24 protein-coding genes and 1 riboswitch are annotated in these 21,750 nt (G+C 62.3%); of the genes, 6 read left to right on the top strand and 18 right to left on the bottom strand.

Annotation, left to right across the window (positions count from 1 at the left end; genetic code table 11):
- Positions 1-137: 137 nt before the first annotated feature.
- From D7I37_RS14225 to moaA, 6 genes are all read right to left on the bottom strand, one after another.
- On the bottom strand, positions 138-848 hold the full coding sequence (locus D7I37_RS14225; protein ID WP_033637508.1) for a Bax inhibitor-1/YccA family protein: 711 nt from the start codon (positions 846-848) through the stop codon (positions 138-140).
- A gap of 239 nt (positions 849-1,087) precedes the next feature.
- Entirely contained in the window at positions 1,088-1,570 is a 483-nt protein-coding gene (gene moaE, locus D7I37_RS14220; RefSeq protein WP_061800138.1) for a molybdopterin synthase catalytic subunit MoaE, read from the bottom strand.
- Positions 1,571-1,572: 2 nt separating this feature from the next.
- The gene (moaD, locus tag D7I37_RS14215) at positions 1,573-1,818 is read right to left on the bottom strand and encodes a molybdopterin synthase sulfur carrier subunit (protein ID WP_061800139.1); all 246 of its coding nucleotides are present in this window, start codon (positions 1,816-1,818) and stop codon (positions 1,573-1,575) included.
- Complete coding sequence (gene moaC, locus D7I37_RS14210; protein WP_129543891.1) at positions 1,815-2,294, bottom strand: cyclic pyranopterin monophosphate synthase MoaC; 480 nt, start codon at positions 2,292-2,294, stop codon at positions 1,815-1,817. Before moaC ends, moaD begins: the two co-directional genes overlap by 4 nt.
- A 3-nt stretch (positions 2,295-2,297) precedes the next feature.
- The gene (gene moaB / locus D7I37_RS14205) at positions 2,298-2,813 is read right to left on the bottom strand and encodes a molybdenum cofactor biosynthesis protein B (protein ID WP_061800142.1); all 516 of its coding nucleotides are present in this window, start codon (positions 2,811-2,813) and stop codon (positions 2,298-2,300) included.
- Positions 2,814-2,895: 82 nt separating this feature from the next.
- Positions 2,896-3,882 (bottom strand): GTP 3',8-cyclase MoaA, encoded by a 987-nt coding sequence (moaA, locus tag D7I37_RS14200; protein WP_061800143.1) that lies wholly within the window; start codon positions 3,880-3,882, stop codon positions 2,896-2,898.
- Positions 3,869-4,013, bottom strand: a riboswitch (molybdenum cofactor riboswitch). (Overlaps the previous gene by 14 nt.)
- 408 nt (positions 4,014-4,421) lie before the next feature.
- Here moaA and yvcK point away from each other — a divergent pair.
- On the top strand, positions 4,422-5,339 hold the full coding sequence (gene yvcK, locus D7I37_RS14195; RefSeq protein WP_061800144.1) for a uridine diphosphate-N-acetylglucosamine-binding protein YvcK: 918 nt from the start codon (positions 4,422-4,424) through the stop codon (positions 5,337-5,339).
- A 13-nt stretch (positions 5,340-5,352) separates the two neighbouring features.
- Here yvcK and D7I37_RS14190 read toward each other — a convergent pair whose 3' ends face one another.
- Together D7I37_RS14190 and uvrB are read right to left on the bottom strand one after the other, a co-directional pair.
- On the bottom strand, positions 5,353-5,610 hold the full coding sequence (locus D7I37_RS14190; protein ID WP_061800146.1) for a VF530 family DNA-binding protein: 258 nt from the start codon (positions 5,608-5,610) through the stop codon (positions 5,353-5,355).
- A gap of 149 nt (positions 5,611-5,759) precedes the next feature.
- Positions 5,760-7,772 carry an excinuclease ABC subunit UvrB gene (uvrB, locus tag D7I37_RS14185; RefSeq protein WP_061800148.1) on the bottom strand — a complete coding sequence of 671 codons (2,013 nt, stop codon included), beginning with the start codon at positions 7,770-7,772 and terminating at the stop codon, positions 5,760-5,762.
- A 1,207-nt stretch (positions 7,773-8,979) separates the two neighbouring features.
- Here uvrB and D7I37_RS14180 point away from each other — a divergent pair.
- A complete protein-coding gene (locus tag D7I37_RS14180) occupies positions 8,980-9,690 on the top strand; it encodes an ATP-binding cassette domain-containing protein (protein ID WP_061800149.1) in 711 nt (236 codons plus the stop codon).
- A 37-nt stretch (positions 9,691-9,727) separates the two neighbouring features.
- Here D7I37_RS14180 and bioD read toward each other — a convergent pair whose 3' ends face one another.
- Genes bioD through bioB form a run of 4 tightly spaced genes read right to left on the bottom strand, consistent with a single transcriptional unit; the run spans position 9,728 to position 13,334 of the window.
- Entirely contained in the window at positions 9,728-10,402 is a 675-nt protein-coding gene (gene bioD, locus D7I37_RS14175) for a dethiobiotin synthase (protein ID WP_061800150.1), read from the bottom strand.
- Entirely contained in the window at positions 10,395-11,162 is a 768-nt protein-coding gene (gene bioC, locus D7I37_RS14170; protein WP_061800151.1) for a malonyl-ACP O-methyltransferase BioC, read from the bottom strand. The genes bioD and bioC overlap by 8 nt, the downstream gene beginning before the upstream one ends.
- A complete protein-coding gene (gene bioF, locus D7I37_RS14165) occupies positions 11,146-12,297 on the bottom strand; it encodes an 8-amino-7-oxononanoate synthase (RefSeq protein WP_061800153.1) in 1,152 nt (383 codons plus the stop codon). The genes bioC and bioF overlap by 17 nt, the downstream gene beginning before the upstream one ends.
- A complete protein-coding gene (gene bioB, locus D7I37_RS14160; RefSeq protein ID WP_061800181.1) occupies positions 12,297-13,334 on the bottom strand; it encodes a biotin synthase BioB in 1,038 nt (345 codons plus the stop codon). Before bioB ends, bioF begins: the two co-directional genes overlap by 1 nt.
- An 88-nt stretch (positions 13,335-13,422) precedes the next feature.
- Between bioB and bioA the strand changes: the two genes are divergently transcribed.
- The gene (gene bioA, locus D7I37_RS14155; RefSeq protein ID WP_061800154.1) at positions 13,423-14,697 is read left to right on the top strand and encodes an adenosylmethionine--8-amino-7-oxononanoate transaminase; all 1,275 of its coding nucleotides are present in this window, start codon (positions 13,423-13,425) and stop codon (positions 14,695-14,697) included.
- 3 nt (positions 14,698-14,700) lie between these two features.
- On the opposite strand, the gene D7I37_RS14150 is transcribed toward bioA, so the two are convergent.
- On the bottom strand, positions 14,701-15,102 hold the full coding sequence (locus tag D7I37_RS14150; protein ID WP_061800155.1) for a YkvA family protein: 402 nt from the start codon (positions 15,100-15,102) through the stop codon (positions 14,701-14,703).
- A gap of 2 nt (positions 15,103-15,104) precedes the next feature.
- A complete protein-coding gene (locus D7I37_RS14145; protein WP_061800156.1) occupies positions 15,105-15,380 on the bottom strand; it encodes a metal/formaldehyde-sensitive transcriptional repressor in 276 nt (91 codons plus the stop codon).
- A gap of 78 nt (positions 15,381-15,458) precedes the next feature.
- On the opposite strand from D7I37_RS14145, the gene dmeF reads away from it, so the two are divergent.
- Together dmeF and D7I37_RS14135 are read left to right on the top strand one after the other, a co-directional pair.
- Positions 15,459-16,430: a CDF family Co(II)/Ni(II) efflux transporter DmeF gene (gene dmeF / locus D7I37_RS14140; RefSeq protein ID WP_073970378.1), complete on the top strand. Its 972-nt coding sequence runs from the start codon at positions 15,459-15,461 to the stop codon at positions 16,428-16,430.
- Positions 16,431-16,463: 33 nt separating this feature from the next.
- Complete coding sequence (locus D7I37_RS14135) at positions 16,464-16,946, top strand: kinase inhibitor (RefSeq protein WP_129543890.1); 483 nt, start codon at positions 16,464-16,466, stop codon at positions 16,944-16,946.
- A gap of 165 nt (positions 16,947-17,111) precedes the next feature.
- Here D7I37_RS14135 and pgl read toward each other — a convergent pair whose 3' ends face one another.
- On the bottom strand, positions 17,112-18,107 hold the full coding sequence (gene pgl, locus D7I37_RS14130) for a 6-phosphogluconolactonase (protein WP_061800159.1): 996 nt from the start codon (positions 18,105-18,107) through the stop codon (positions 17,112-17,114).
- Positions 18,108-18,285: 178 nt separating this feature from the next.
- Here pgl and D7I37_RS14125 point away from each other — a divergent pair, with 178 nt between their 5' ends.
- On the top strand, positions 18,286-19,110 hold the full coding sequence (locus D7I37_RS14125; protein WP_095096306.1) for a pyridoxal phosphatase: 825 nt from the start codon (positions 18,286-18,288) through the stop codon (positions 19,108-19,110).
- A 32-nt stretch (positions 19,111-19,142) separates the two neighbouring features.
- Here the strand turns inward: D7I37_RS14125 and modC are convergent, their stop codons facing one another.
- Genes modC through modA form a run of 3 tightly spaced genes read right to left on the bottom strand, consistent with a single transcriptional unit; the run spans position 19,143 to position 21,670 of the window.
- Positions 19,143-20,210, bottom strand: a complete 1,068-nt coding sequence (gene modC / locus D7I37_RS14120) for a molybdenum ABC transporter ATP-binding protein ModC (protein ID WP_129543889.1) — start codon at positions 20,208-20,210, stop codon at positions 19,143-19,145.
- The gene (gene modB, locus D7I37_RS14115; protein WP_061800162.1) at positions 20,211-20,900 is read right to left on the bottom strand and encodes a molybdate ABC transporter permease subunit; all 690 of its coding nucleotides are present in this window, start codon (positions 20,898-20,900) and stop codon (positions 20,211-20,213) included.
- A complete protein-coding gene (gene modA / locus D7I37_RS14110) occupies positions 20,897-21,670 on the bottom strand; it encodes a molybdate ABC transporter substrate-binding protein (RefSeq protein WP_061800184.1) in 774 nt (257 codons plus the stop codon). Before modA ends, modB begins: the two co-directional genes overlap by 4 nt.
- Positions 21,671-21,750 lie beyond the last annotated feature (80 nt).

Raw genomic sequence — 21,750 nt, 5'->3', positions numbered from 1 at the left:
TAACTAAGCGGGGCTACAGACCGTCGCCGCCTACGCCATGTTCCGCCGAAAAATCGCATAAAAAAGGCTCTGTCACGTAGCGTGCAGAGCCTGGTAAATCCTATGGACTTTAAGTTGCGGCTGGAAAGACGACGGATTTAGCGGCGGTTGCCGAAAATACGCAGCAGCATCAGGAACAGGTTGATGAAATCGAGATACAGCGTCAGCGCGCCGACGATGGCGTATTTGCGGAAGCTGTCTTTATCATCGGCGTTCAGCTGCTCGCCCATCGCCTTCAGTTTCTGGGTGTCGTAAGCGGTCAGGCCAACGAATACCACCACCCCGATATAGGTAATCGCCCACATCAGCGCGGTGCTTTTCAGCCAGATATTCACCAGCGAAGCCAACACGATGCCGATCAGCGCCATAAACAGCATGCTGCCGAAGCCGCTCAGGTCGCGCTTGGTGGTGTAGCCGTACAGGCTCATCGCGCCGAACATGCCGGCGGTCACCACGAAGGTGCTGGCGATCGAGCTGTAGGTGTAGGCGATGAAGATGCTCGACAGCGTCAGCCCGGTCAGCGCCGAATACAGCATGAACAGCGAGGTGGCCACCGCGCCGCTGAGGCGGTTGACCATGCCGGAAATCACGAACACCAGCGCCAGCTGCGCGATGATCAGGCCAAAGAAGGTGATCTGGCTGGAGAAGATGAAATTGAGGATCGCGGGCGTATTGGCCGCGTACCAGGAAACGAACGCCGTCAGCAGCAAACCGCAGGTCATCCAGCCATAAACCTGCGCCATATAAGCCTGAATGCCGCTGTTGGCACGTTCGACGATAGAACCATTAGAGCGTGGATATCGGTCCATGACGGTTACCTTTTGCGTAGTAAACAAGATTTCGAGCCCCTGCGACGCGGGGTTCGCCTGCTATAAGCGTACCACAGAAAACATCGGCCGAAAGCGGCAAAGGTATTGATTTGTTTCCGCTGTTACGCGTTATACCCTAAATAATTGGAGTTGCATCAAGGCGGCAACCGAGCGAATCCCCGGGAACTCAGATAGCTAAGTGACTGGGGTAAGCAAAGGCAGCCAACACGGATGCGGCTTCAAGTATGACGGGTATCTTTAGCCGCCTGATGCCAGCGTTCCGCCGCCTGACGATCGCTGTCGCGCGCGTCGACCCAGCGATCGCCCTGGCCGGTGGCCTCGCGCTTCCAGAACGGCGCGCGGGTTTTCAAATAATCCATGATGAACTCATTGGCGGCGAACGCCATGCTGCGGTGCGCGCTGGTCACGCCCACGAACACGATCTCATCGCCGGGGAACAGCGCGCCGATCCGGTGGATCACCGTTACGCGCTGCAGCGGCCAACGGCCGCGCGCCTGCGTCACGATCTCCGCCAGCGCTTTCTCGGTCATGCCCGGGTAGTGCTCCAGCGTCAGCGCACTGACGTCATCGCCCAGATTATGGTTGCGCACCTTGCCGGTGAAGGTCACTACCGCGCCGTCGTCGTCGCACTGCGCCAGCCACTGATATTCGTCACCGACGCTGAACGGCGCTTCGCCGACGCGGATACGGGTATTTTCCATTATTAACCTCCGGTTACCGGTGGGAAGAACGCCACCTCATCGCCAGCGCGCAGCGGATGTTCGTTGGCCACCAGCGATTGGTTGACCGCCGTCAGCAGCTTGCCGGACTCCAGCGCCAACGCCCAGCGATCGCCGCGGGCGCACAACGCCTGACGCAACGCCTCCACCGTCGGGTAATCGGCCGGCATCGCCAGGTCGCCGGTACCCACCAGTTCGCGCACCTGCGCAAAGAAAAGAATATTGATCATGCGTTCACCTTAAAGTCACCGGATTTGCCGCCGCTTTTCGCCAGCAGCCGCACCGGGCCGATAACCATGTCCTTCTGCACCGCCTTGCACATATCGTAGATGGTCAGCGCCGCGACCGAAGCGGCGGTCAGGGCCTCCATCTCGACGCCGGTTTTACCGGTCAGCCGACAGCAGGTTTCGATACGCACCCGATTATGTTGCGGCTGGGCCTCCAGTTGCACTTCAACCTTGCTCAACATCAGCGGATGGCACAGCGGGATCAGATCCCAGGTACGTTTGGCCGCCTGAATGCCGGCGATGCGCGCCGTGGCGAACACGTCGCCCTTGTGATGGCTGCCGTCGATAATCATCGCCAGCGTGGCGGGCAGCATCTCGACGAAGGCTTCGGCGCGCGCCTCGCGTACCGTTTCGTTCTTGCCGGAGACGTCAAGCATATGGGCTTCGCCCGCGGCGTTAATGTGGGTCAGCTGTGTCATAACTTATGGCTTCTTCAAATGTGGCTGGAAGTTGCACGGGCGATGGCGCGCGTCCAACTGCTCTTCAATAATCCGCTCCCAGGCGGTGCGGCAGGCACGGGTGGAGCCCGGCATGGCGAAGATCACCGTCTGGTTGGCCAGGCCGGCCAGCGCCCGCGACTGAATGGTGGCGGTGCCGATCTCTTCGTACGACACCATGCGGAACAATTCGCCGAACCCTTCCACCTCGCGGTCGAACAGCGGCAGCAGCGCTTCCGGCGTATTGTCGCGCGCGGTAAAACCGGTGCCGCCGGTAATCAACACCGCCTGCAGCCGTTCGTCGGCGATCCAGGCCGAAACCTGCGCGCGGATCTGATAAATATTGTCTTTGACGATGGCGCGTTCCACCACCTGATGCCCGGCTTCCTGCGCGGCTTCCTGCAGATATTGGCCCGAAGTGTCATCCGCCGCGCCGCGGCTGTCCGAGACGGTCAGGATGGCGACGTTCGCCGCAATAAATTCACTGCTCGCATGGCTCATTGTTCAATATGCTCCTATTATGGGTTCCCCCGCGGGTTTCAAGCGGCGGCCAACAACGCCGCGGCATGAAATGCGCCGGGTATCAACCGCCGATAAACGACAGGTTCTGCGTAATGCCGCTGTTGCCCTGGTGCAGGAAATGGGTCTGTTTCTTGCTCAGCAATCCGTCCTGAATGCGCGCCTTCAGCGCATCCAGCTGGCCGTCATCCGCCAGCAGATCGCGCAGGGTGATACCCTGCTCGCCGAACAGGCACAGGTGCAGGTTGCCGATGGCGGATACCCGCAGCCGGTTGCAGCTGGCGCAGAAATCTTTTTCATACGGCATGATTAATCCGACTTCGCCCTGATAGTCCGGATGGCTGAACACCTGCGCCGGGCCGTCGCTGCGGCCGCGCGGCTGGCGCTGCCAGCCCTGCCGTTCGAGCTGCAGGCGGATCACTTCGCCGGAGACGTGGTGCCGGCGGAACAGGCTGCCGCCTTCGCCGGTTTCCATCAGTTCGATAAAGCGCAGCTGGATCGGGCGATCCTTAATCCAGTGGAGAAAGGTGTCTAGCTGCTGGTGGTTGACGTCGCGCATCAGCACCGCGTTGACCTTGACCTTGCTGAAGCCGGCACTGAAGGCGGCGTCAATGCCCTCCATCACCTGGCGGAACTTGTCCTGGCCGGTAATGGCGTGAAACTGACGCGCGTCGAGGCTGTCGACGCTGACGTTGATGGCCGTCAGGCCGGCCTCGCGCCAGCCGGCGACGTCACGCGCCAGCCGGTAGCCGTTGGTGGTTACCGCCAGCGTACGGATGGCCGGATTTTCACGCACCGCGGCGATAATCTCGGTGAAGTCGCGCCGCAGCGAAGGCTCGCCGCCGGTCAAGCGCACCTTCTCGGTGCCCAGTTCGGCGAACGCGCGGCCGACGCGCCGGATTTCGTCCAGCGACAGGAAGGTTTTCGGGCTGCCGGTGGGTTTGTAACCGTCGGGCAAGCAGTATGTGCAACGGAAATTGCACACGTCGGTGATCGACAAGCGCAGGTAATAGAACTTGCGCTCATAAGCATCAATGAGTTGCGGCACCATAACACCTTTCCAAAGTCGGGAGATGCGAGCGTTTCCGCTCTGCACCCTGGTGGCTGACTTCGCCACGGCCCAAGCGCCATATCGTTCTGCAAGAACAACGTAGGCCCAGGGGCTAGGAGTTTTGATTTCGATTCCCGCTGTTTGAGTAGCCGGAACGAAACCGTGGTTTTCAGCAAAATTCTAGCGCTAAACGTCGACGATAGCCAACGAGTAATTTCGCTATATAATTGTGTATACAGCGTTTTTTGCCCGCTGCTAATTCTGCAATACCATAATAAACGCCGCTTATGCAGGTGAATTGACCAGAGTCACGCAAATGACACTCTTTTTCCTTAAATAATCGGCGTTGCCTCCCGGCGGCAAAAACGGGACACATCGGCCGGGAACCGATTGGCACAGCGCGTGCGCCGGCCCTTTGAGCGAAACCGGGGAGCGGCGCAGCCAACGCGGAGGCAATTTCAGGTATGACGGGTATATCGCGTTTTTACGCCGGATCCGCTACTTTATGCAGGCAGTTCTGCCTCTTTGTAAGGAAATTTATGCGCAATCGTACCCTGGCCGATCTCGATCGGGTGGTGGCATTAGGCGGCGGCCATGGTCTTGGCCGCGTGATGTCAGCCCTGTCGTCTTTAGGATCCCGCTTAACCGGCATCGTCACCACCACCGATAACGGCGGCTCCACCGGCCGCATACGCCGTTCGGAAGGCGGCATTGCCTGGGGCGATACCCGCAACTGCCTGAACCAGCTGATCACCGAGCCCAGCGTCGCCTCGGCGATGTTTGAATACCGCTTCAGCGGCAACGGCGAGCTGTCCGGCCATAACCTCGGCAACCTGATGCTGAAGGCGCTGGATCACCTCAGCGTGCGCCCGTTGGAGGCGATCAATCTGGTGCGCAGCCTGCTGAAAGTGGACGCCGCCCTGATCCCGATGTCCGAGCAGCCGGTGGATCTGATGGCGCATGACCACGAAGGCAACCACGTCTACGGCGAGGTGAACGTCGATCAGCTGACCGCTATGCCGCAGGAGTTGATGCTGTCGCCGCACGTCAACGCCACGCGCGAGGCGCTGGACGCCATCGCCCAGGCCGACGTGATCCTGATCGGGCCGGGCAGCTTTCTGACCAGTCTGATGCCGCTGCTGCTGCTGGGTGACCTCACTCAGGCCCTGCGCCGCAGCAGCGCCAATATGATTTATATCGACAACCTGGGGCGCGAGCTGAGCGTCGCCGCCGCAGCGCTGTCGCTGAAGGACAAGCTGATGCTGATGGAGGAGAAAATCGGCCGTCAGATGATCGATGCGGTGATCGTCGGCCCGGGCGTGGACGCCAGTGAAGTGCGGGAGCGGGTGGTGATTCAGCAGCCGCTGGACGCGAGCGACGTTCCTTATCGCCACGATCGGCAGCTGCTGCGTCAGGCGCTGGATCAGGCGCTGGTGGAATTGGCCGCCCGCGCCTGAGATGAAAACAGGCTCAGTCGCGCCCGCGCAGCCACGGATTGTCGCTGGCGGCGCGGCTCACCATATCGATATACAACTCTTCCACCTGCTTGCGCGCCCAGGGCGTGCGGCGCAAAAACTTCAGGCTGGACTTGATGCTCGGATCGCTGCTGAAACAGTTGATGCGAATGCGTTCGGCCAGCCCGGACCAGCCGTAGCTCTCCACCAGTTTGTTCAGCAGTTGTTCCAGCGTAACGCCGTGTAGCGGATCTTTGGACTGGTGTTCGGTCATGGTCAATGCTCATCGTGGTCAAAACAGGCCGCACACCATAATCAGCTTTGCCGGGTGCGACAAGAAATTTATATCCTGCGTCTTGCAAACCGCCGGGCTGCGGCGAGCAATCCATCGGCCATGTGCCCTGAATCGGCTCTCGTTGTGCGTTACGAAATGGCGATAAACTGCTCGCGCAGCTGATGGATTTCGTCGCGCAGCGCCGCGGCCTGTTCGAACTCCAGGTTTTGCGCATGGGTGTACATTTGCCCCTCCAGCTCGCGGATCTTCTGATCCAGCGCCTTCGGCGTCAGGTTCTGGTACTGCGCGGCGCTCTCGGCGGCCTTGCCCTTGCCCTTGTTCCTGCTGCGATTGCCCGGCTGGCCCAGCTGCAGGATATCGCCGATTTTCTTGTTCAGCCCCTGCGGCACGATGCCGTTTTCTTCATTGTACGCCTGCTGCTTGGCCCGGCGGCGCTCGGTTTCGCCGATGGCTTTGGCCATCGAATCGGTGATGCGATCGCCGTACAGGATCGCCTTGCCGTTCAGGTTGCGCGCCGCGCGGCCGATGGTCTGGATCAGCGAACGCTCGGAGCGCAGGAAGCCTTCCTTGTCCGCGTCCAAAATCGCCACCAGCGACACTTCGGGCATGTCGAGCCCCTCACGCAACAGGTTGATGCCCACCAGCACGTCAAACTCGCCCAGGCGCAAATCGCGAATGATTTCGACCCGTTCCACGGTATCGATGTCGGAGTGCAGGTAGCGCACGCGCTCGCCGTGTTCTTCCAGATATTCGGTCAGGTCTTCCGCCATGCGTTTGGTCAGGGTGGTCACCAGCACGCGCTCGTTGATAGCCACCCGCTTGCGGATCTCCGACAGCAGATCGTCCACCTGGGTGGTAACCGGCCGCACTTCCACTACCGGATCCAGCAGCCCGGTAGGCCGCACCACCTGATCGACAAGATCGCCGCCGGATTTCTCCAGCTCGTATTTGCCCGGCGTGGCGGACACGTAAATGGTCTGCGGCGCCAGCGCCTCGAACTCTTCGAAGCGCAGCGGGCGGTTGTCGAGCGCCGAGGGCAGGCGAAAGCCATATTCCACCAGCGTTTCCTTGCGCGATCGGTCGCCTTTGAACATGCCGCCGATCTGCGGGATGGTGACGTGGGATTCGTCGACCACCAGCAGGCCGTCCGCCGGCAGGTAATCGAACAGGGTCGGCGGCGGCTCGCCCTCGCCGCGCCCGGACAGGTAGCGCGAATAGTTTTCAATGCCCGAGCAGTAACCCAGCTCGTTCATCATCTCCAGATCGAACTGGGTGCGCTGCGTCAGACGCTGTTCTTCCAGCAGCTTGTTGTTGGCCAGCAGCACTTTGCGGCGGTCGGCCAGATCGACCTTGATCTCTTCCATCGCCTGAATGATCCGCTCGCGCGGGGTCACGTAGTGCGACTTGGGGTAAATGGTAAAGCGCGGCACCACCTGCTCGATCTGCCCGGTCAGCGGATCGAACAGCGACAGCCGCTCCACTTCTTCGTCGAACAGCTCGACCCGCAGCGCCAGCTCGTCCGACTCCGCCGGGAAGATGTCGATCACCTCGCCGCGCACGCGGAAGGTGGCGCGCTGGAACGCCTGATCGTTGCGGCTGTATTGCAGCTCCGCCAGCCGGCGCAAAATGGAGCGCTGATCGATGATCATGCCCTTGGTCAGGTGCAGCATCATCTTCAGGTACAGATCCGGATCGCCCAGGCCGTAGATCGCCGAGACCGAGGCCACCACCACCACATCGCGCCGCTCCAGCAGCGCCTTGGTGGCGGAAAGCCGCATCTGTTCGATGTGTTCGTTCACCGAGGCGTCTTTTTCAATGAAGGTGTCGGAGCTGGGAACGTAGGCCTCCGGCTGGTAGTAGTCGTAGTAGGAAACAAAATACTCCACCGCATTCTCGGGGAAGAACTCTTTCATCTCGCCATACAGCTGCGCCGCCAGCGTCTTGTTAGGCGCCAGCACCATGGTGGGCCGATTCAGATCGGCGATCACGTTGGCGATGGTGAAGGTCTTGCCCGAACCTGTCACCCCCAGCAGCGTCTGGTGCGCCAGGCCGTCTTCCAGCCCTTCTTCCAGCTTGCGGATGGCTTCCGGCTGATCGCCGGCCGGTTTGAAATCAGAATGCAGTTTGAAAATTTTGCTCATTGGCTCGGCTACCCTGTGGAGATGCGCGCGCTCAGGCGGCCACCCGGTTGATGTCCCCCGAACGGCCCCTAATTATGGAAAGAGGCGGTGATTTACGCCAGTGCCTATGATACTGGATATAAAACCAGCTTCAAGCGGATTCGTCGCCTTAACGTGCGGCCAGCCGCGAGGAATGCACCGCCAGAGTTACAGTGCCGTGACATTTTTATTGTCAATAACAGATTTATCCCCAGAACTCGTCACGAATTAACTTATTGATAGCACTGCGGCGAAAAATCATACATAGAAACTCCCTCAATGCATTGGCGGCTTGATTTTAAATAAACTATTGATATTTATTTGTTTTAATAAAAAGACGAGAATGCGGACAAAGCGCACAGAACCCGCGTCCGCTCTCGCTTCCCGCCGCTTTTCTAAATCTAATGCACAAGGTTATCCACAGGAATAGTGGATAACTCTCACCGCCCCGCCCGTGACGGGAGTTGCGGAAAGAACGCTTTTCGCCTTTTCCTCGCCCCAAAATGGCTTTTTTAGTCATTTTTTCATAAAAATATCGATTTGTTTATGCCGATTAATGCTAAAAATATCCATTGCCAAAAGCGTATTCGGCCCATTCCGGCGACATGCTCACCTTCTCGCCGCCAACGGCGAAATTGTTTGCACCATAACTATTCTCTTCAGCACCGGAAAAGTGCAAAAAATGTTCGCGTTAACTTCCCCGTCATTTTCGCGCCGCGGCGTCAGGCCAGCCCACGCCTGAAAATCGCTTAACAAGACCATAACAAACGCCGATTTCCAGCACCGCTAAAAGTTGGCCTGAGAGTTGCAATACCCTTTCTGGCGAGAGTGCGGCCAGGCGAGATAACGCGCCGCTTATGGCAGATTTGTCTGCCGCCGCCGCGCCGGAGACATTGCGACAAATGACTGGCATTTCGAATGTACAGACGCAAGAGCGGGGATAAATCGCCATTACGCGTCATTTTTAGCTGCATATCTTGCCGCTAACCGGCCACTGGCTACCTATTTTCAGGTAATCGGCACGGCATTTTGTTCTGGACATTAAAACACTCGGGAAATAAATCGCTAACGCGCTGCGCTGGCAGGAAGTGGATAACGCACGGACGCGGACGTTCGATTGCGGTCGCGGAGCCGGCCCGTCGGGGCACCAGTCCACGAGTGAAATACGGGTCTTTGAGGAGAATGCCGGATGTTAAGTTTACGGTCAGTAAATCAGTTTTATGGGCAAAACCACACGCTGTGGGATATCAACCTGGAGCTGCCGCGCGGCCAGTGCACCGTCTTGATCGGCCGCAACGGGGTGGGCAAGACCACGCTGGTCAACTGCATCATGGGCCACCTGCCGGTGGTCAGCGGCAGCATGACCTGGCAGCTGGCGGACGAGCCGCCGCAAAACCTGCTGCAGCAGCCGGTGGAAACCCGCGCGGCGCTGGGCATCAGCTACGTGCCGCAGGGGCGACAGATATTTTCGCAGCTGAGCGTGGAGGAAAATCTGCAGGTGGCGCTGATGGCGGGCCGCGATAAAAACCGCCGCATTCCGCCGCTGATCTACAGCCTGTTTCCGCACCTGCGTGAGATGCGCGGCCGCCGCGCCGGCGATTTATGCGATGGGGAGCAACAGCAGCTGGCGATCGGCCGCGCGCTGGTGCTGGAGCCGGAGCTGCTGATCCTCGACGAACCTACGGCGGGCGTGCAGCCCTCTATCGCCGCGGACATCGGCGGGGTGATCCGCAAGCTGAACCGCGAGCTGGGCATGACCATTCTGCTGGTGGAACACAAGCTGCCGTTTGTGCGGCGGGTGGCGGATCGTTTTTGCCTGATGGATCAAGGGCGCGACGTGGCGCATGGTTCGCTGGAACAGCTGGATGAGGAGTTGATCAATGCCTATCTGGCGGTGTGAGATGAAAACGCGAAGGGGGCGCCGTTCCCCCCACGCGTTATAGCCGGCCGAGATCCAGGTACTGGCCCAGCGGCTGGCGCCCGGCGTCGGGCAAGTGCGGGATTTCGCCCAGCAACGGCGCCGGCAGCAGGCGGTGCAGCGTCGCCAGGTACTCCCGGTGCCGCCTGCCGGGCGGGCTGACGTCGTTGGCGATCCAACCGGCCAGCGGCAGCCCCGCCTGGCGGATTGCCTGCGCGGTCAGCAGCGCATGGTTGATGCAGCCCAACTTGATGCCCACCACCAGGATCACCGGCAGCCGTTCCTGCTGCACCCAGTCGGCGAAAGTGTGCCGCTCGGACAGCGGCGTAAACCATCCGCCGGCGCCCTCCACCAACAGCCAGTCGGCGCGCTGCTCCAGCCGGCGCAAACCGGCGGACAGCCGCGCCAGTTCGATCGGCCGCCCCTCGTCGGCGCTGACGATGTGCGGCGAGGTCGGCTCGGCGAAAACGTAAGGATTCACTTCGTCGTAGCTTAGCGCCACGCCGCTGTTGGCCTGCAGCGCCAGCGCATCGCCATTGCGCAACCCGTCAGCGGTCATCTCGCTGCCGGAAGCCACCGGCTTGTAACCGGCGCTGCGATAGCCCGCCAGATTTGCCGCCTGCAACAGCGCGCTGCTGGCCACGGTTTTCCCCACTTCGGTGTCGGTGCCGGTAACGAACCAACGCTTAATCACGATAAATCACTCCATAAACCAGATGATAGCTGAGCGGAAACTGCCCCTGTCGGCACGGATAGGCCGCCTGTAACGCCGCAAGCCGCCGACGCGACATCAGCCCGCCTTCGCGGCCCCGATGCAGGTGAGTGGCGCCGATGCCCTTCAGCGATCGCATCAGCGCCATCACGTCCGGGTAATCCAGGGTTCGCCATTCCGACTCGAGACGGTGGCGATAGCCGGCGCAGGCGGCGCGGATGTCCGCCAGCGGGAGAAACGCATTGACGTGGCGCTCGCCGTCCACCTGTTGCCAGGCGTCGCCCAGCTCGCGCAGCGAGCCCTGCGCCAGGGTGGAAAACAGGATAACGCCGCCGGGCCGGGTCACCCGGTACAGCTCCGCCAGCGCCGCGGGCAGAGAGCTGCACCACTGCACCACCAGGCTGCTGAAGCAGATGTCCATCGCCGCCGAGGGCAGCGGCACGTTTTCGATGTCGCCCAGCAGATAGTGGTCCGCCGCCTGCTGCCGGCGGGCGAACGCCAGCATGCCGGGCGCCAGATCGAGCGCGGTCACCTGCTTGCCCAGCTCGCGCCAGCGGCGGCTGAAATAGCCGGTGCCGCAGCCGGCGTCCAGCAGCTGCTCGCCCGGCCGATCCCCTCCCATCCCCAGCAAGCGCTCGCCAACATCGCGCTGCAGCGCCGCCGCCGCATCGTAGCTGTTCGCCGCCCGGCTGAAAGCCGAGGCCACCGCCTGTTTGTTCACCGATTCAAAGGCTGACGTCATGCAGCACCTCCAGCAGGCGATCGATGTCCTGCGGCCGGTGAGCCGCCGTCAGGGTAATGCGCAGCCGCGCACCGCCCGGCGGTACCGTCGGCGGGCGAATGGCGCTCACCCACAGGCCCCGTTCGCGCAGGCGCTGCGCCAGATCGAGCGTACGCTGATTGTCGCCCACCAGCAGCGGCTGGATGGCGGTGTCGGATGCCGTCAGGGTCAACGACAGCCCCGCCGCGCCCTGGCGGAAACGCCGGATATTGTCCCGCAGCCGGGCGCGCAGTTCGTCGCCCTGCTGAATGCGCAGCAGCGCCGCCTGCAGCGCGCAGGCCTGCGCCGGCGGCATCGCGGTGCTGTAAATCAAATGCCGGGCGAACTGCAGCAGGTATTCGGCGGTCGGTTCGTCGCACAATACCGCCGCGCCGCTGACGCCGAACGCCTTGCCGAAGGTCGCCACCAACAGCTCGGGCCGCACGCCCTGCTGCCAACAGCTGCCGCGCCCCTGCTCGCCGCGCACGCCGATGCCGTGCGCGTCGTCGACCATCAGCCAGGCCCCCGCCGCGCGGGTCAGGCGGTGCATCTCCGCCAGCGGCGCGCTGTCGCCGTCCATGCTGAACACCCCTTCGGTCACCGCCAGCCGCTGCCCGGCGCAGGGTTTGGCCAACAGGCTCGCCAGCGCCTGCGGCTGGTTGTGACGAAACCGGCGCAGCTGGGCCGGCGACTGCGCCGCCGCCTCCAGCAGCGACGCGTGGCTGAGGCGATCGGCCAGAATGCGATCGTCCGCCTGCAGCAGCGCCGCCAGCAGCGCCTGATTGGCGGCGTAGCCGGAAATGAACAGCAGCGCGCGCGGGTAGCCGAGCCACTCCGCCAGCCGCTGCTCCAACGCCTGATGCGCGGTACAGAAGCCGGTAACGTGGCCGGAACCGCCGCTGCCGACGCCATACTGCTGCGCTCCCTGTTGCCAGGCGGCGATCACCTGCGCATCCTGGCTCAGGCCCAGGTAGTCATTGCCGGAAAAGTTCAGATAGCGCTCGCCGTCGAGCAGGATCTGGCGGCCGTTGCCGCCCTGATTCACCTGACGGCGGCGATAGGCCGCGCTCTGCCGCCGCTCATCCAGCGCGTCTTCAATGCGTCGTTGCCAGTTCATCACAGCGCCGCGTTGTAAAACTCTGCGGTATCGGCGTGCAGCAGTTGCTCGGTCAGCGCCTGCTGCTGCTGATTGTCGCCGTGCTCGGTTTCGGTCTGCTGCGGGTTCAGGCCCAGCTTGCGGAACAGCTGCAGGTCCTTGTCTTCTTCCGGGTTCGGCGTGGTCAGCAGCTTGCAGCCGTAGAAGATCGAGTTGGCCCCGGCCATAAAGCACATCGCCTGGGTCTGTTCGTTCATCTGCTCGCGGCCGGCGGAGAGGCGCACGTAGGAGGCCGGCATCATGATGCGCGCCACCGCGATGGTGCGGATAAAATCGAACGGATCGACGTCGTCGTTATCCGCCAGCGGGGTACCTTTCACCTTCACCAGCATGTTGATCGGCACGCTCTCCGGCGGCTTCGGCAGGTTGGCCAGCTGCACCAGCAGCCCTGCGCGGTCACGCACCGTTTCGCCCAGCCCGACGATGCCGCCGGAGCAGACTTTAATGCCGGCGCCGCGCACCTTGTCCAGCGTATCCAGACGTTCCTGATAGCTGCGGGTGGTGATGATGTTGCCGTAGAATTCCGGTGAGGTATCGAGGTTATGGTTGTAATAATCCAGCCCGGCCTCCGCCAGCCGCTCGGCCTGGGTGCCGTCCAGCGTGCCCAGCGTCATGCAGGTCTCCATGCCCATCGCCTTCACCCCCTGTACCATTTGCTGCAGGTAAGGCATATCGCGCTCGTGCGGGTTTTTCCACGCCGCCCCCATGCAGAAACGGGTCGAACCGGCCGCTTTGGCCTGGCGCGCCGAGTCCAGCACCTGTTCCACCTGCATCAGCCGCTCCGACTCCAGGCCGGTTTTATAGCGCGAACTTTGCGGGCAATATTTGCAGTCTTCCGGGCAGGCGCCGGTCTTGATCGACAACAGCGTGCTGACCTGCACCTGGCGCGGGTCAAAGTGCCGGCGGTGTACGGTTTGCGCCTCAAACAACAGTTCGAGCAAGGGTTTGTCAAACAGGGCCTGGGCAAGCCCTACTGTCCAGTGAATGCGATCGGCCATCATGGCGTCTCCAAAACGAAAAAGTGTCGTCAGTTTAGATATTGTGGATATACTGTCAACCATTCTGAATTCAATTTGGTTTACAAGTATGTCTATCACCGCATCCGACCTGGAGTTTGACCAGCGTCATATCTGGCACCCCTACACCTCGATGAGCCGCCCTCTCCCCTGTTATCCGGTCGCCGCCGCCCGCGGCGTCGAACTGCAGCTGGCCGACGGCCGGTTGCTGGTGGACGGCATGTCCTCCTGGTGGGCGGCGATCCACGGCTACAACCACCCGCAGCTGAACCTGGCGGCCACGCAGCAGTTGGAAAAGATGTCGCACGTGATGTTCGGCGGCATGACTCATCCCGCCGCCATCGCGCTGTGCCGCCGGCTGGTGGACATGACGCCGGAAGCGCTGCAGTGCGTGTTCCTGGCGGATTCCGGCTCGGTGGCGGTGGAAGTGTCATTGAAGATGGCGCTGCAGTACTGGCAGGCGCGCGGTGAACGGCGGCAGCGTGTTTTGACCCTGCGCCATGGCTATCACGGCGATACCTTCGGCGCGATGTCGGTATGCGATCCGGAAAACTCGATGCACAGCCTGTATCAGGGCTACCTGGCGCCGCACCTGTTCGCCACCGCGCCGCAGTGCCGCTTCGACGGCGAATGGGACGAAAACGACATCGCGCCGTTCGCCGCACTGCTGGAACAGCACGCCGGCGAAGTGGCGGCGGTGATCCTGGAGCCGGTGGTGCAAGGCGCCGGCGGCATGCGCATCTATCATCCGACCTACCTCAAGCGGGTGCGCGAGCTGTGCGACCGTTACCGGGTGCTGCTGATCGCCGATGAAATCGCCACCGGTTTCGGCCGCACCGGCAGGCTGTTCGCCTGTGAACACGCCGGGGTGGTGCCGGACATCCTCTGCCTGGGCAAGGCGCTGACCGGCGGCTATATGACGCTGTCGGCCACCCTGACCACCCGCCACGTGGCGGACACCATCAGCAACGGCGCGGCGGGCTGCTTTATGCACGGCCCCACCTTTATGGGCAACCCGTTGGCCTGCGCGGTGGCCGAAGCCAGCCTGGCGCTGCTGGCGGAAAATCGCTGGCAGTCGCAGGTGAGCGCCATCGAAAGCCAGCTGAAACGGCAACTGCTGCCGCTGGCGGCATTGCCAAAAGTGGCGGATGTGCGGGTGCTGGGCGCGATCGGGGTGGTGGAAATGCACGAACCTGTGGACGTGGCGCAGCTGCAGCGCGGGTTCGTCGAGCGCGGGGTATGGATCCGGCCGTTCGGCAAGCTGATCTATCTGATGCCGCCCTACGTCATCACGCCGGAACAGCTCGGCCGCCTGACCGCCGCGGTGGCGGCGGCGGTGCAATAACCCTTACCAGTGCTGGTCCAGATAGCGGGCCAGCAACACCAGGCAGAGGATCCACAGCAGAATGATCATCACCGCCGCCATGCGGCCGGTGGGATTGTCGAGGCGCTTTTGCGCCTTCTCGCGCAGTTCGGCCATCAGCGGTTTGGGGATCAGGCGCACCGCCAGCATGATGCCCAACGGCACGACGATCACATCGTCCAGATAGCCCAGCACCGGGATGAAATCCGGGATCAGATCGATAGGCGATACCGCATAACCGGCCACCAGCAGCGCGATCAGCTTGGCGTACCAGGGCGTGCGCCGATCGCGGGCGGCCAGCCACAGCGCATAGATGTCGCGCCTGATGCCCTTGGCCCAGCGGCGCAGCCAGCCGAACCACGGCGTGCGTTTTTTCAATGAAATCATGGTTACTTCATATAGGAACGTAAAACTGTCATCAGTTGTTCGATGTCCTGCTCGCGCTGCTGCGGGGTAGCGTCCTGCGCCGCGAGATGCTCGCGCACGTGCCCTTCCAGCACCTGCGCCATCAAACCGTTTACCGCGCCCCGTACCGCCGCGATCTGCTGCAGAATAGCAGAACATTCGCCGCCGTTCTCCAGCGCACGCTCCAGCGCCTCGGCCTGGCCCTTAATGCGGCGCACGCGCGCCAGCAATTTTTTCTGATCCTTGATGGTATGACTCATCGCTGCCTTCTCATTGTTATTTACTATACTGGGGTATAGTATAATTCGGTGTTATTCACTTCGCTGAGGATCCTGATTATGACGTCGCACGCTCCCGCCCTGCGCCGCGAACACAGCCACGTATTTGACGATGGTAACCCATTGGCCGAAAGGAATACCAGATGGGCGGTGATGCTCACCGCCGGTATGATGGCGATCGAAATCGCCGGCGGCTGGCTGTTCAACTCAATGGCGTTGCTGGCCGACGGCTGGCACATGAGTTCGCACGCGCTGGCGCTCGGCCTGTCGGTGCTGGCCTACGCGGCCGCGCGGCGGCTGGCGAAAGATCGCCGCTTCAGCCTCGGCACCTGGAAAATAGAAGTGCTGGCCGGTTACACCAGCGCGGTGCTGTTGGTGCTGGTGGCCGCGCTGATGCTGTTCCAGTCGGCGGAACGGCTGCTGAACCCCAGCCCGATCCACTATAACCAGGCTATCGCCATCGGGCTGGTCGGGCTGGGCGTCAACCTGCTTTGCGCCTGGCTGCTGCGCGACGGCGGCCACCACCACCATCATGGGCACGAGCATAGCCACGACCACCACCACGACCTGAACCTGCGTTCCGCCTACCTCCATGTCATCGCCGACGCCGCCACCTCGCTGCTGGCGATCGTCGCGCTGTTCGGCGGCAAGCTGTGGGGCGCCAACTGGCTGGATCCGTTGATGGGCATCGTCGGCGCGGTGATGGTCGCCGCCTGGGCCTACAGCCTGATGCGCGACAGCGGAAAAATTCTGCTCGACGCCGAAATGGACGCGCCGGTGGCCGATGACATCCGCCAGGCGTTGGCTGAATCGGGCCACGCGCTGAACCTCACCGATCTGCACCTGGGGCGCATCGGCAAGGGCAAATATCACTGCGTGATCGCGTTGAGCAGCGCCGATCGCACCCTCACCGCCGACCGGGTGCGCCAACTGCTGGCCGTGCATCATGAACTGGTGCACGTCACGGTCGAGATCAACCGGCCGCCGCTGGCGCAGGGGGTTGTATTGTTCCGCCAAAACGATCTAGCTTAGGGGCTCGGCTTTTATCGACAACTGGGAGTCATTATGGCTTTTCGTTTGTACAGCAACGACCTGCAGGACGGCGCAAAAATGCCGGAGCGCCAGGTATTTAACGGCATGGGCTACCACGGCGATAACCTGTCGCCGCATCTGGCCTGGGATGGCGTGCCGGAAGGCACCAAAAGTTTCGCGATCGCCGTTTACGATCCCGATGCCCCGACCGGTTCCGGCTGGTGGCACTGGGTGGTGGCCAATATCCCCGCGCAGGTGCGTGAGCTGCCTCAGGGCGCCGGCTCCGGCAAGGCGGCGCTGCCGGCCGGCGCCATTCAAACCCGCACCGACTTCGGCTCCGCCGGTTACGGCGGCGCGGCGCCGCCGCAGGGCGAAAGCCACCGCTACCAGTTCACCGTACATGCGCTGGACGTGGACAGCATCGCGGTGGATGAGGGCGCCAGCGGCGCGCTGGTGGGCTTCAACGTGCACTTCCACAGCCTCGGCAGCGCCACGCTTACGGTGAAATACAGCTGATTTTGCGGCAAAAAAACGGCCTCTCCTTTCCAATAATTCATACCCTATGAATTTCAAGTTGCAGCCAGGCGCCAAGCTCGCTCATCCCCGGAGCTTACTCAAGTAAGTGGCAGGGTGAGCGAGTGCAGGTAACAACGCTGCAGCTTGAAAGGCGACGGGTATTAATTACTTGGCTAACACGCTCACCCACATCGGGCCCTTGCCCACCGGATATCGCGCCAGCGTAGTCAGTTTGCCGCTGCTTTGATCGATCTCATGCACCGCAATATGATCGGACTTCTGTCCGGAAGAAATCACGAAACGGCCGCTGTGATCGATGTTGAAGCCGCGCGGCTGCGCTTCGGTTGGGTGGTGGCCAACCGCCGACAGCGTGCCGCCGTCTTCGGAAACGCTGAAGATGCTCAGAATGCTGGCGGTGCGGTCGCTGGTGTACAGGAAACGGCCGTCCGGCGTGATGTGAATGTCCGCCGCCCAGCGGGTGCCGTCGAAATCGGCCGGCATGATGTCCAGGGTTTGCGCCAGGGCGTATTCGCCGCCGTTTTCCGAGATTGCCAACACGTCCACCGTGCCGTCCAGCTCGTTCACGCAGTATGCGTACCGGTCATTGTGGTGGAACGCCATATGGCGCGGGCCTGCGCCGGCGGCGGTGTCCACCGCTTGCTGCGCGTGCGGCGTCAACTGGCCGGCCAGGCTCAGGTCGAACAGGCGAATGCGGTCTTCCTTCAGGCAGGGCACCAGCACCAGCTGATTGGTCGGATCGATGTTCGCCGAATGCGGCGCGGTCAGGCCGTCGATCTGCTGAATAGGCGCAATCACCACGCCGTCATGGCCGATTGGGCTGACGCTGGCGCAGTTGCCGCTGTAGGAGGCGGAGAACAGGTAACGCCCCTGCAAATCGGTGGAGATATGGGTCGGGCTGCCCGGCAGCGGCGCCATGCCGGCCTGCTGCAGCGTGCCGTCCGCTTCGATGCGGTAGCTGACGATGCCGAACGCCGGACGCACGCCGACGTACAGATGGGTTTTATCCGGATGAATCGCCATCGGCTGCACCTGGCCCGGCACGTCAACGGTCTGCAGCAGCGCCAGCGCGCCGGCGGCGTCCAACTGCCACACGTGGATCTGCTGGCTTTCCGGGCTGGCGACATAAACGATTTGCTTCATTTTTTCTCCTTGCATAGGGTAAAAGAGAAACCGGTTTCAGGTTTTTCGGTTTCCCCTAGCTTACCTCACATCCGCGACATAACAACCCTGCGATTCACCTGAAATCTGCGCAGTTTTCTCCATGGGCCATCCGGTGTACCATCGGGTTAGTTTTCATGCTAACGATAATGAGATCCCTATGAGCTACCGCGTCATCGCCCTCGATCTGGACGGCACCCTGCTGGACAACCAAAAACGCATTTTACCGCAGTCGCTGGAAGCGCTGGCACAAGCGCGCGCCGCCGGCGTGAAGGTCGTGGTGGTCACCGGCCGCCACCACGTCGCGATCCATCCGTTCTATCAGGCGCTGCAAATCGATACCCCGGCCATCTGCTGCAACGGCACCTATTTGTACGACTTCCAGCAGCAAAAGGTGCTGGCCGCCGATCCGCTGCCGAAAGACCAGGCCAAACTGGTGCTGCAGATGCTCAAGCAGAGCGATATCCACGGCCTGATGTACGTCGACAACGCCATGCTGTATCAGGAGCCGAGCGGCCACGTCACCCGTTCGCTGGCCTGGGCCGAGACGCTGCCGCAGGCGCAGCGCCCGACGCTGCTGCAGGTCAACAGCCTGGCGCAGGCGGCCGATGAGGCGCAGTCGATCTGGAAATTCGCCACCTCGCACGCCGATATTCCGGCGCTGCGCGCCTTTGCCGAAACGGTGGAGAAAGAGCTGGGGCTGGCGTGCGAATGGTCATGGCACGATCAGGTGGACATCGCCAAGGGCGGCAACAGCAAGGGCAAACGCCTGCGGCAATGGGTGGAATCTCAGGGGCTGAGCATGGATCAGGTGGTGGCGTTCGGCGATAACTACAACGATCTGAGCATGCTGGAAGCGGTCGGCCTGGGCGTGGCGATGGGCAACGCCGACGAGGCTATCAAGGCGCGCGCCGATCTGACGATCGCCGATCACCTGCAGCCGGGCATCGCCGAGGTGATCCGCACGCGGGTGCTGGGGCAATAACTTTCCCGGCCCCCGCCTGCCGGGGGCCGTTTTCAGCGCGTCTCGCGGCTGATAGACACGCTTTTCACCTGCGCATACAGCCACTGGCCGGGGCGAATCGCCAACTCGTCGCGCGCCCAGGGCGTAATGCGCGCCCAAAGTACGTGCTCCCCCACCGCCAGTTTGACCTCCACCTGCCCGTCGACCTCCAGGCATTCGCTGACCTTGGCAGGCAGCACGTTGCGAATGCTGCTGTTGACCGGCGGCTGCAGCACCAGCGACACGTCGGCGGCGTTGATGCGGATGCGCAGCGGGGTGCCCAGTTCGGCGTCGATGCCGCCGACCCACAGCCGCCGATCGCCCAGCGCCAGCGCGGTCATGGCATAGCGCGGATGATGTTCTATCACGGTGACGCGCAGCACGCTGCTCTGATCCTCTCGCTGCAGCCAGGGGCGCAGCGCGCTGCTGGCCCAGACCTCCTCCAGCCCGCCGAACGCCCGCACCTGGCCGTTATCCAGCACCATCACCCGTTCGGCCAGCCGCAGAATTTCATCCATACTGTGGCTGACGTAAAGGATCGGGATATTGACGTCCTGCGCCAGCCGCTCCAGGTACGGCAGCAGCTCGCGCTTGCGCGGCAAGTCCAGCGAGGCCAGCGGTTCGTCCATCAGCAGCAGCTCGGGCGCGGTCAGCAGGGCGCGGCCGATCGCCACCCGCTGCTTCTCGCCGCCGGACAGCGTCAGCGGCAGCCGATTGAGCAGCGGCCCGATGCCCAGCAGCTCGACGATATCGTCGAACTGGCCGCGCATGCCGGCCGCCATGCCGTATTGCAGGTTGCCGCGCACCCGATAATGCGGGAACAGGCGCGCATCCTGAAACACATAGCCGATGCGGCGTTTTTCCGGCGGCAGCCACACCCCGGCGGCGGTGTCCGCCAGCGTGCGGCCATTGAGCGCGATGCGCCCCTCCTGCAGCCGGGTCAATCCGCCAATCGCATTGATCAATGAGGTTTTGCCCGCCCCGGACAACCCGAAAATCGCGGTGATGCCCTGCGCCAGCAGAGCGGCGCGCACGTTCAGATGAAGATCGCCCAGCCGCTGCGAGAAATCCAGCTCCAGCATTTACGCCCCCATCCGTTTGCGGCCCCAGCGGGCCAGCCACTCGGAAACCATCAGCGAGGCCAGCGACAGCACGATGGCGATGACGCACAGGCGCGCGGCGGCGGCCTCGGCGCCCGGCGTTTCAATCAGGGTATACATCGCCAGCGGAATGGTGCGGGTCTCGCCGGGGATATTGGACACGAAGGTAATGGTGGCGCCGAACTCGCCCAACGAACGGGCGAAGGCCAGTACCACGCCGACGATCACGCCGGGCAGCGAAAGCGGCAGCGTGATGGTGAAAAACACCCGCCACGGGTTGGCGCCCAGCGTGCGCGCCGCCTGCTCGAGCCGGGTGTCCACCGCCTCCAGCGCCAGCCGGATGGCGCGCACCATCAGCGGAAACGCCACCACGGCGGAAGCCAGCGCGGCGCCGCGCCAGCTGAAACTGAAGCTGAAGCCGAACCAGTCGTACAGCCGCTCGCCTATCGCGCCGCGCCGCCCCATGGCGATCAGCAACAGATAGCCGACCACCACCGGCGGCAGCACCAGCGGCAGGTGGATCACGCCGTCCAGCAGCGCTTTGCCGGGGAACCGACAGCGCACCAGGATCCAGGCCATCAGAATGCCGAACGGCAGGCTGCACGCCACCGCCAGGCCGGAGACTTTCAGGCTCAGCTCAACCGCCTGCCACTCATACTCACTCAGAATCATTTACGCGGGGTGAATCCATAATGTTCGAAAATGGCGGCCGCTTCCGGGCTCTTCAGATAGGTATAGAAAGCGCTGACCGTCGGGGTCTGACGATCTTTAACAATCGCCATCGGATATTCAACCGGTTTATGACTGTCTTCCGGGAACAGCGCCACGACCTTGACCTTGTCGCTGGCTACCGCGTCCGAGCCATACACGACGCCCAGCGGCGCTTCACCGCGCTCCACCAGCGCCATGGCGCTGCGCACGTTGTTGGCTCGCGCCAGCTTGGGTTCCAGCGCGGCCCAGGCGCCGAGATTTTGCAGCGCCTCCTTGGCGTAAATGCCGGCGGGCACGTGATCCGGATCGCCCACCGCCAGGCGGCCGCCGTTCAGCAGCCTGGCCCAGTCGGTCTGCTTGTCGATGCTGATTTTATCCTGCTTGCCGTCCTTCGCCGCGATCAGCACCAGCTCGTTGCCCAGCAGGGTATAACGGCTGTCTTTCACCATTTGCTGTTTATCGATGGCGTAATCCATCCACTGCTGATCGGCGGAGATAAACACGTCGGCCGGCGCGCCCTGTTCGATCTGACGCGCCAGCGTCGACGAAGAGGCGAAGGAAGACACCACCTGCACGTCCTTGCCCTTTTGATACTGGGTGGCGATGTCCTGCAGCGCGTTAGTCAGCGAGGCGGCGGCGAATACGGTGATTTTTTCCGCCGCCGAGGCCTGCGCCACCAGGCCGGACGCCAATACCATACCGCCAAGCCATTTGGTCCATTGCTGTTTCATGATTTTCATTTTCTCCGCCGGTTAACGTGCATTATCACTCTTCGTTATATAAAAAATAATATAACGTGGCGCGGAGGCTT

Origin of the sequence: Serratia sp. 1D1416 (assembly GCF_003641105.1) — a bacterium.
Taxonomy (GTDB): domain Bacteria; phylum Pseudomonadota; class Gammaproteobacteria; order Enterobacterales; family Enterobacteriaceae; genus Serratia; species Serratia ficaria.
This window is presented reverse-complemented; position numbering and strand designations above follow the sequence as displayed.

Coding starts and splice junctions, on each gene's coding strand:
- D7I37_RS14225 (WP_033637508.1), bottom strand. CDS start 848: ATGGACCGATATCCACGCTCTAATGGTTCTATCGTCGAACGTGCCAAC.
- moaE (WP_061800138.1), bottom strand. CDS start 1,570: ATGGAAAATACCCGTATCCGCGTCGGCGAAGCGCCGTTCAGCGTCGGT.
- moaD (WP_061800139.1), bottom strand. CDS start 1,818: ATGATCAATATTCTTTTCTTTGCGCAGGTGCGCGAACTGGTGGGTACC.
- moaC (WP_129543891.1), bottom strand. CDS start 2,294: ATGACACAGCTGACCCACATTAACGCCGCGGGCGAAGCCCATATGCTT.
- moaB (WP_061800142.1), bottom strand. CDS start 2,813: ATGAGCCATGCGAGCAGTGAATTTATTGCGGCGAACGTCGCCATCCTG.
- moaA (WP_061800143.1), bottom strand. CDS start 3,882: ATGGTGCCGCAACTCATTGATGCTTATGAGCGCAAGTTCTATTACCTG.
- yvcK (WP_061800144.1), top strand. CDS start 4,422: ATGCGCAATCGTACCCTGGCCGATCTCGATCGGGTGGTGGCATTAGGC.
- D7I37_RS14190 (WP_061800146.1), bottom strand. CDS start 5,610: ATGACCGAACACCAGTCCAAAGATCCGCTACACGGCGTTACGCTGGAA.
- uvrB (WP_061800148.1), bottom strand. CDS start 7,772: ATGAGCAAAATTTTCAAACTGCATTCTGATTTCAAACCGGCCGGCGAT.
- D7I37_RS14180 (WP_061800149.1), top strand. CDS start 8,980: ATGTTAAGTTTACGGTCAGTAAATCAGTTTTATGGGCAAAACCACACG.
- bioC (WP_061800151.1), bottom strand. CDS start 11,162: ATGACGTCAGCCTTTGAATCGGTGAACAAACAGGCGGTGGCCTCGGCT.
- bioF (WP_061800153.1), bottom strand. CDS start 12,297: ATGAACTGGCAACGACGCATTGAAGACGCGCTGGATGAGCGGCGGCAG.
- bioB (WP_061800181.1), bottom strand. CDS start 13,334: ATGGCCGATCGCATTCACTGGACAGTAGGGCTTGCCCAGGCCCTGTTT.
- bioA (WP_061800154.1), top strand. CDS start 13,423: ATGTCTATCACCGCATCCGACCTGGAGTTTGACCAGCGTCATATCTGG.
- D7I37_RS14150 (WP_061800155.1), bottom strand. CDS start 15,102: ATGATTTCATTGAAAAAACGCACGCCGTGGTTCGGCTGGCTGCGCCGC.
- D7I37_RS14145 (WP_061800156.1), bottom strand. CDS start 15,380: ATGAGTCATACCATCAAGGATCAGAAAAAATTGCTGGCGCGCGTGCGC.
- dmeF (WP_073970378.1), top strand. CDS start 15,459: ATGACGTCGCACGCTCCCGCCCTGCGCCGCGAACACAGCCACGTATTT.
- D7I37_RS14135 (WP_129543890.1), top strand. CDS start 16,464: ATGGCTTTTCGTTTGTACAGCAACGACCTGCAGGACGGCGCAAAAATG.
- pgl (WP_061800159.1), bottom strand. CDS start 18,107: ATGAAGCAAATCGTTTATGTCGCCAGCCCGGAAAGCCAGCAGATCCAC.
- D7I37_RS14125 (WP_095096306.1), top strand. CDS start 18,286: ATGAGCTACCGCGTCATCGCCCTCGATCTGGACGGCACCCTGCTGGAC.
- modC (WP_129543889.1), bottom strand. CDS start 20,210: ATGCTGGAGCTGGATTTCTCGCAGCGGCTGGGCGATCTTCATCTGAAC.
- modB (WP_061800162.1), bottom strand. CDS start 20,900: ATGATTCTGAGTGAGTATGAGTGGCAGGCGGTTGAGCTGAGCCTGAAA.
- modA (WP_061800184.1), bottom strand. CDS start 21,670: ATGAAACAGCAATGGACCAAATGGCTTGGCGGTATGGTATTGGCGTCC.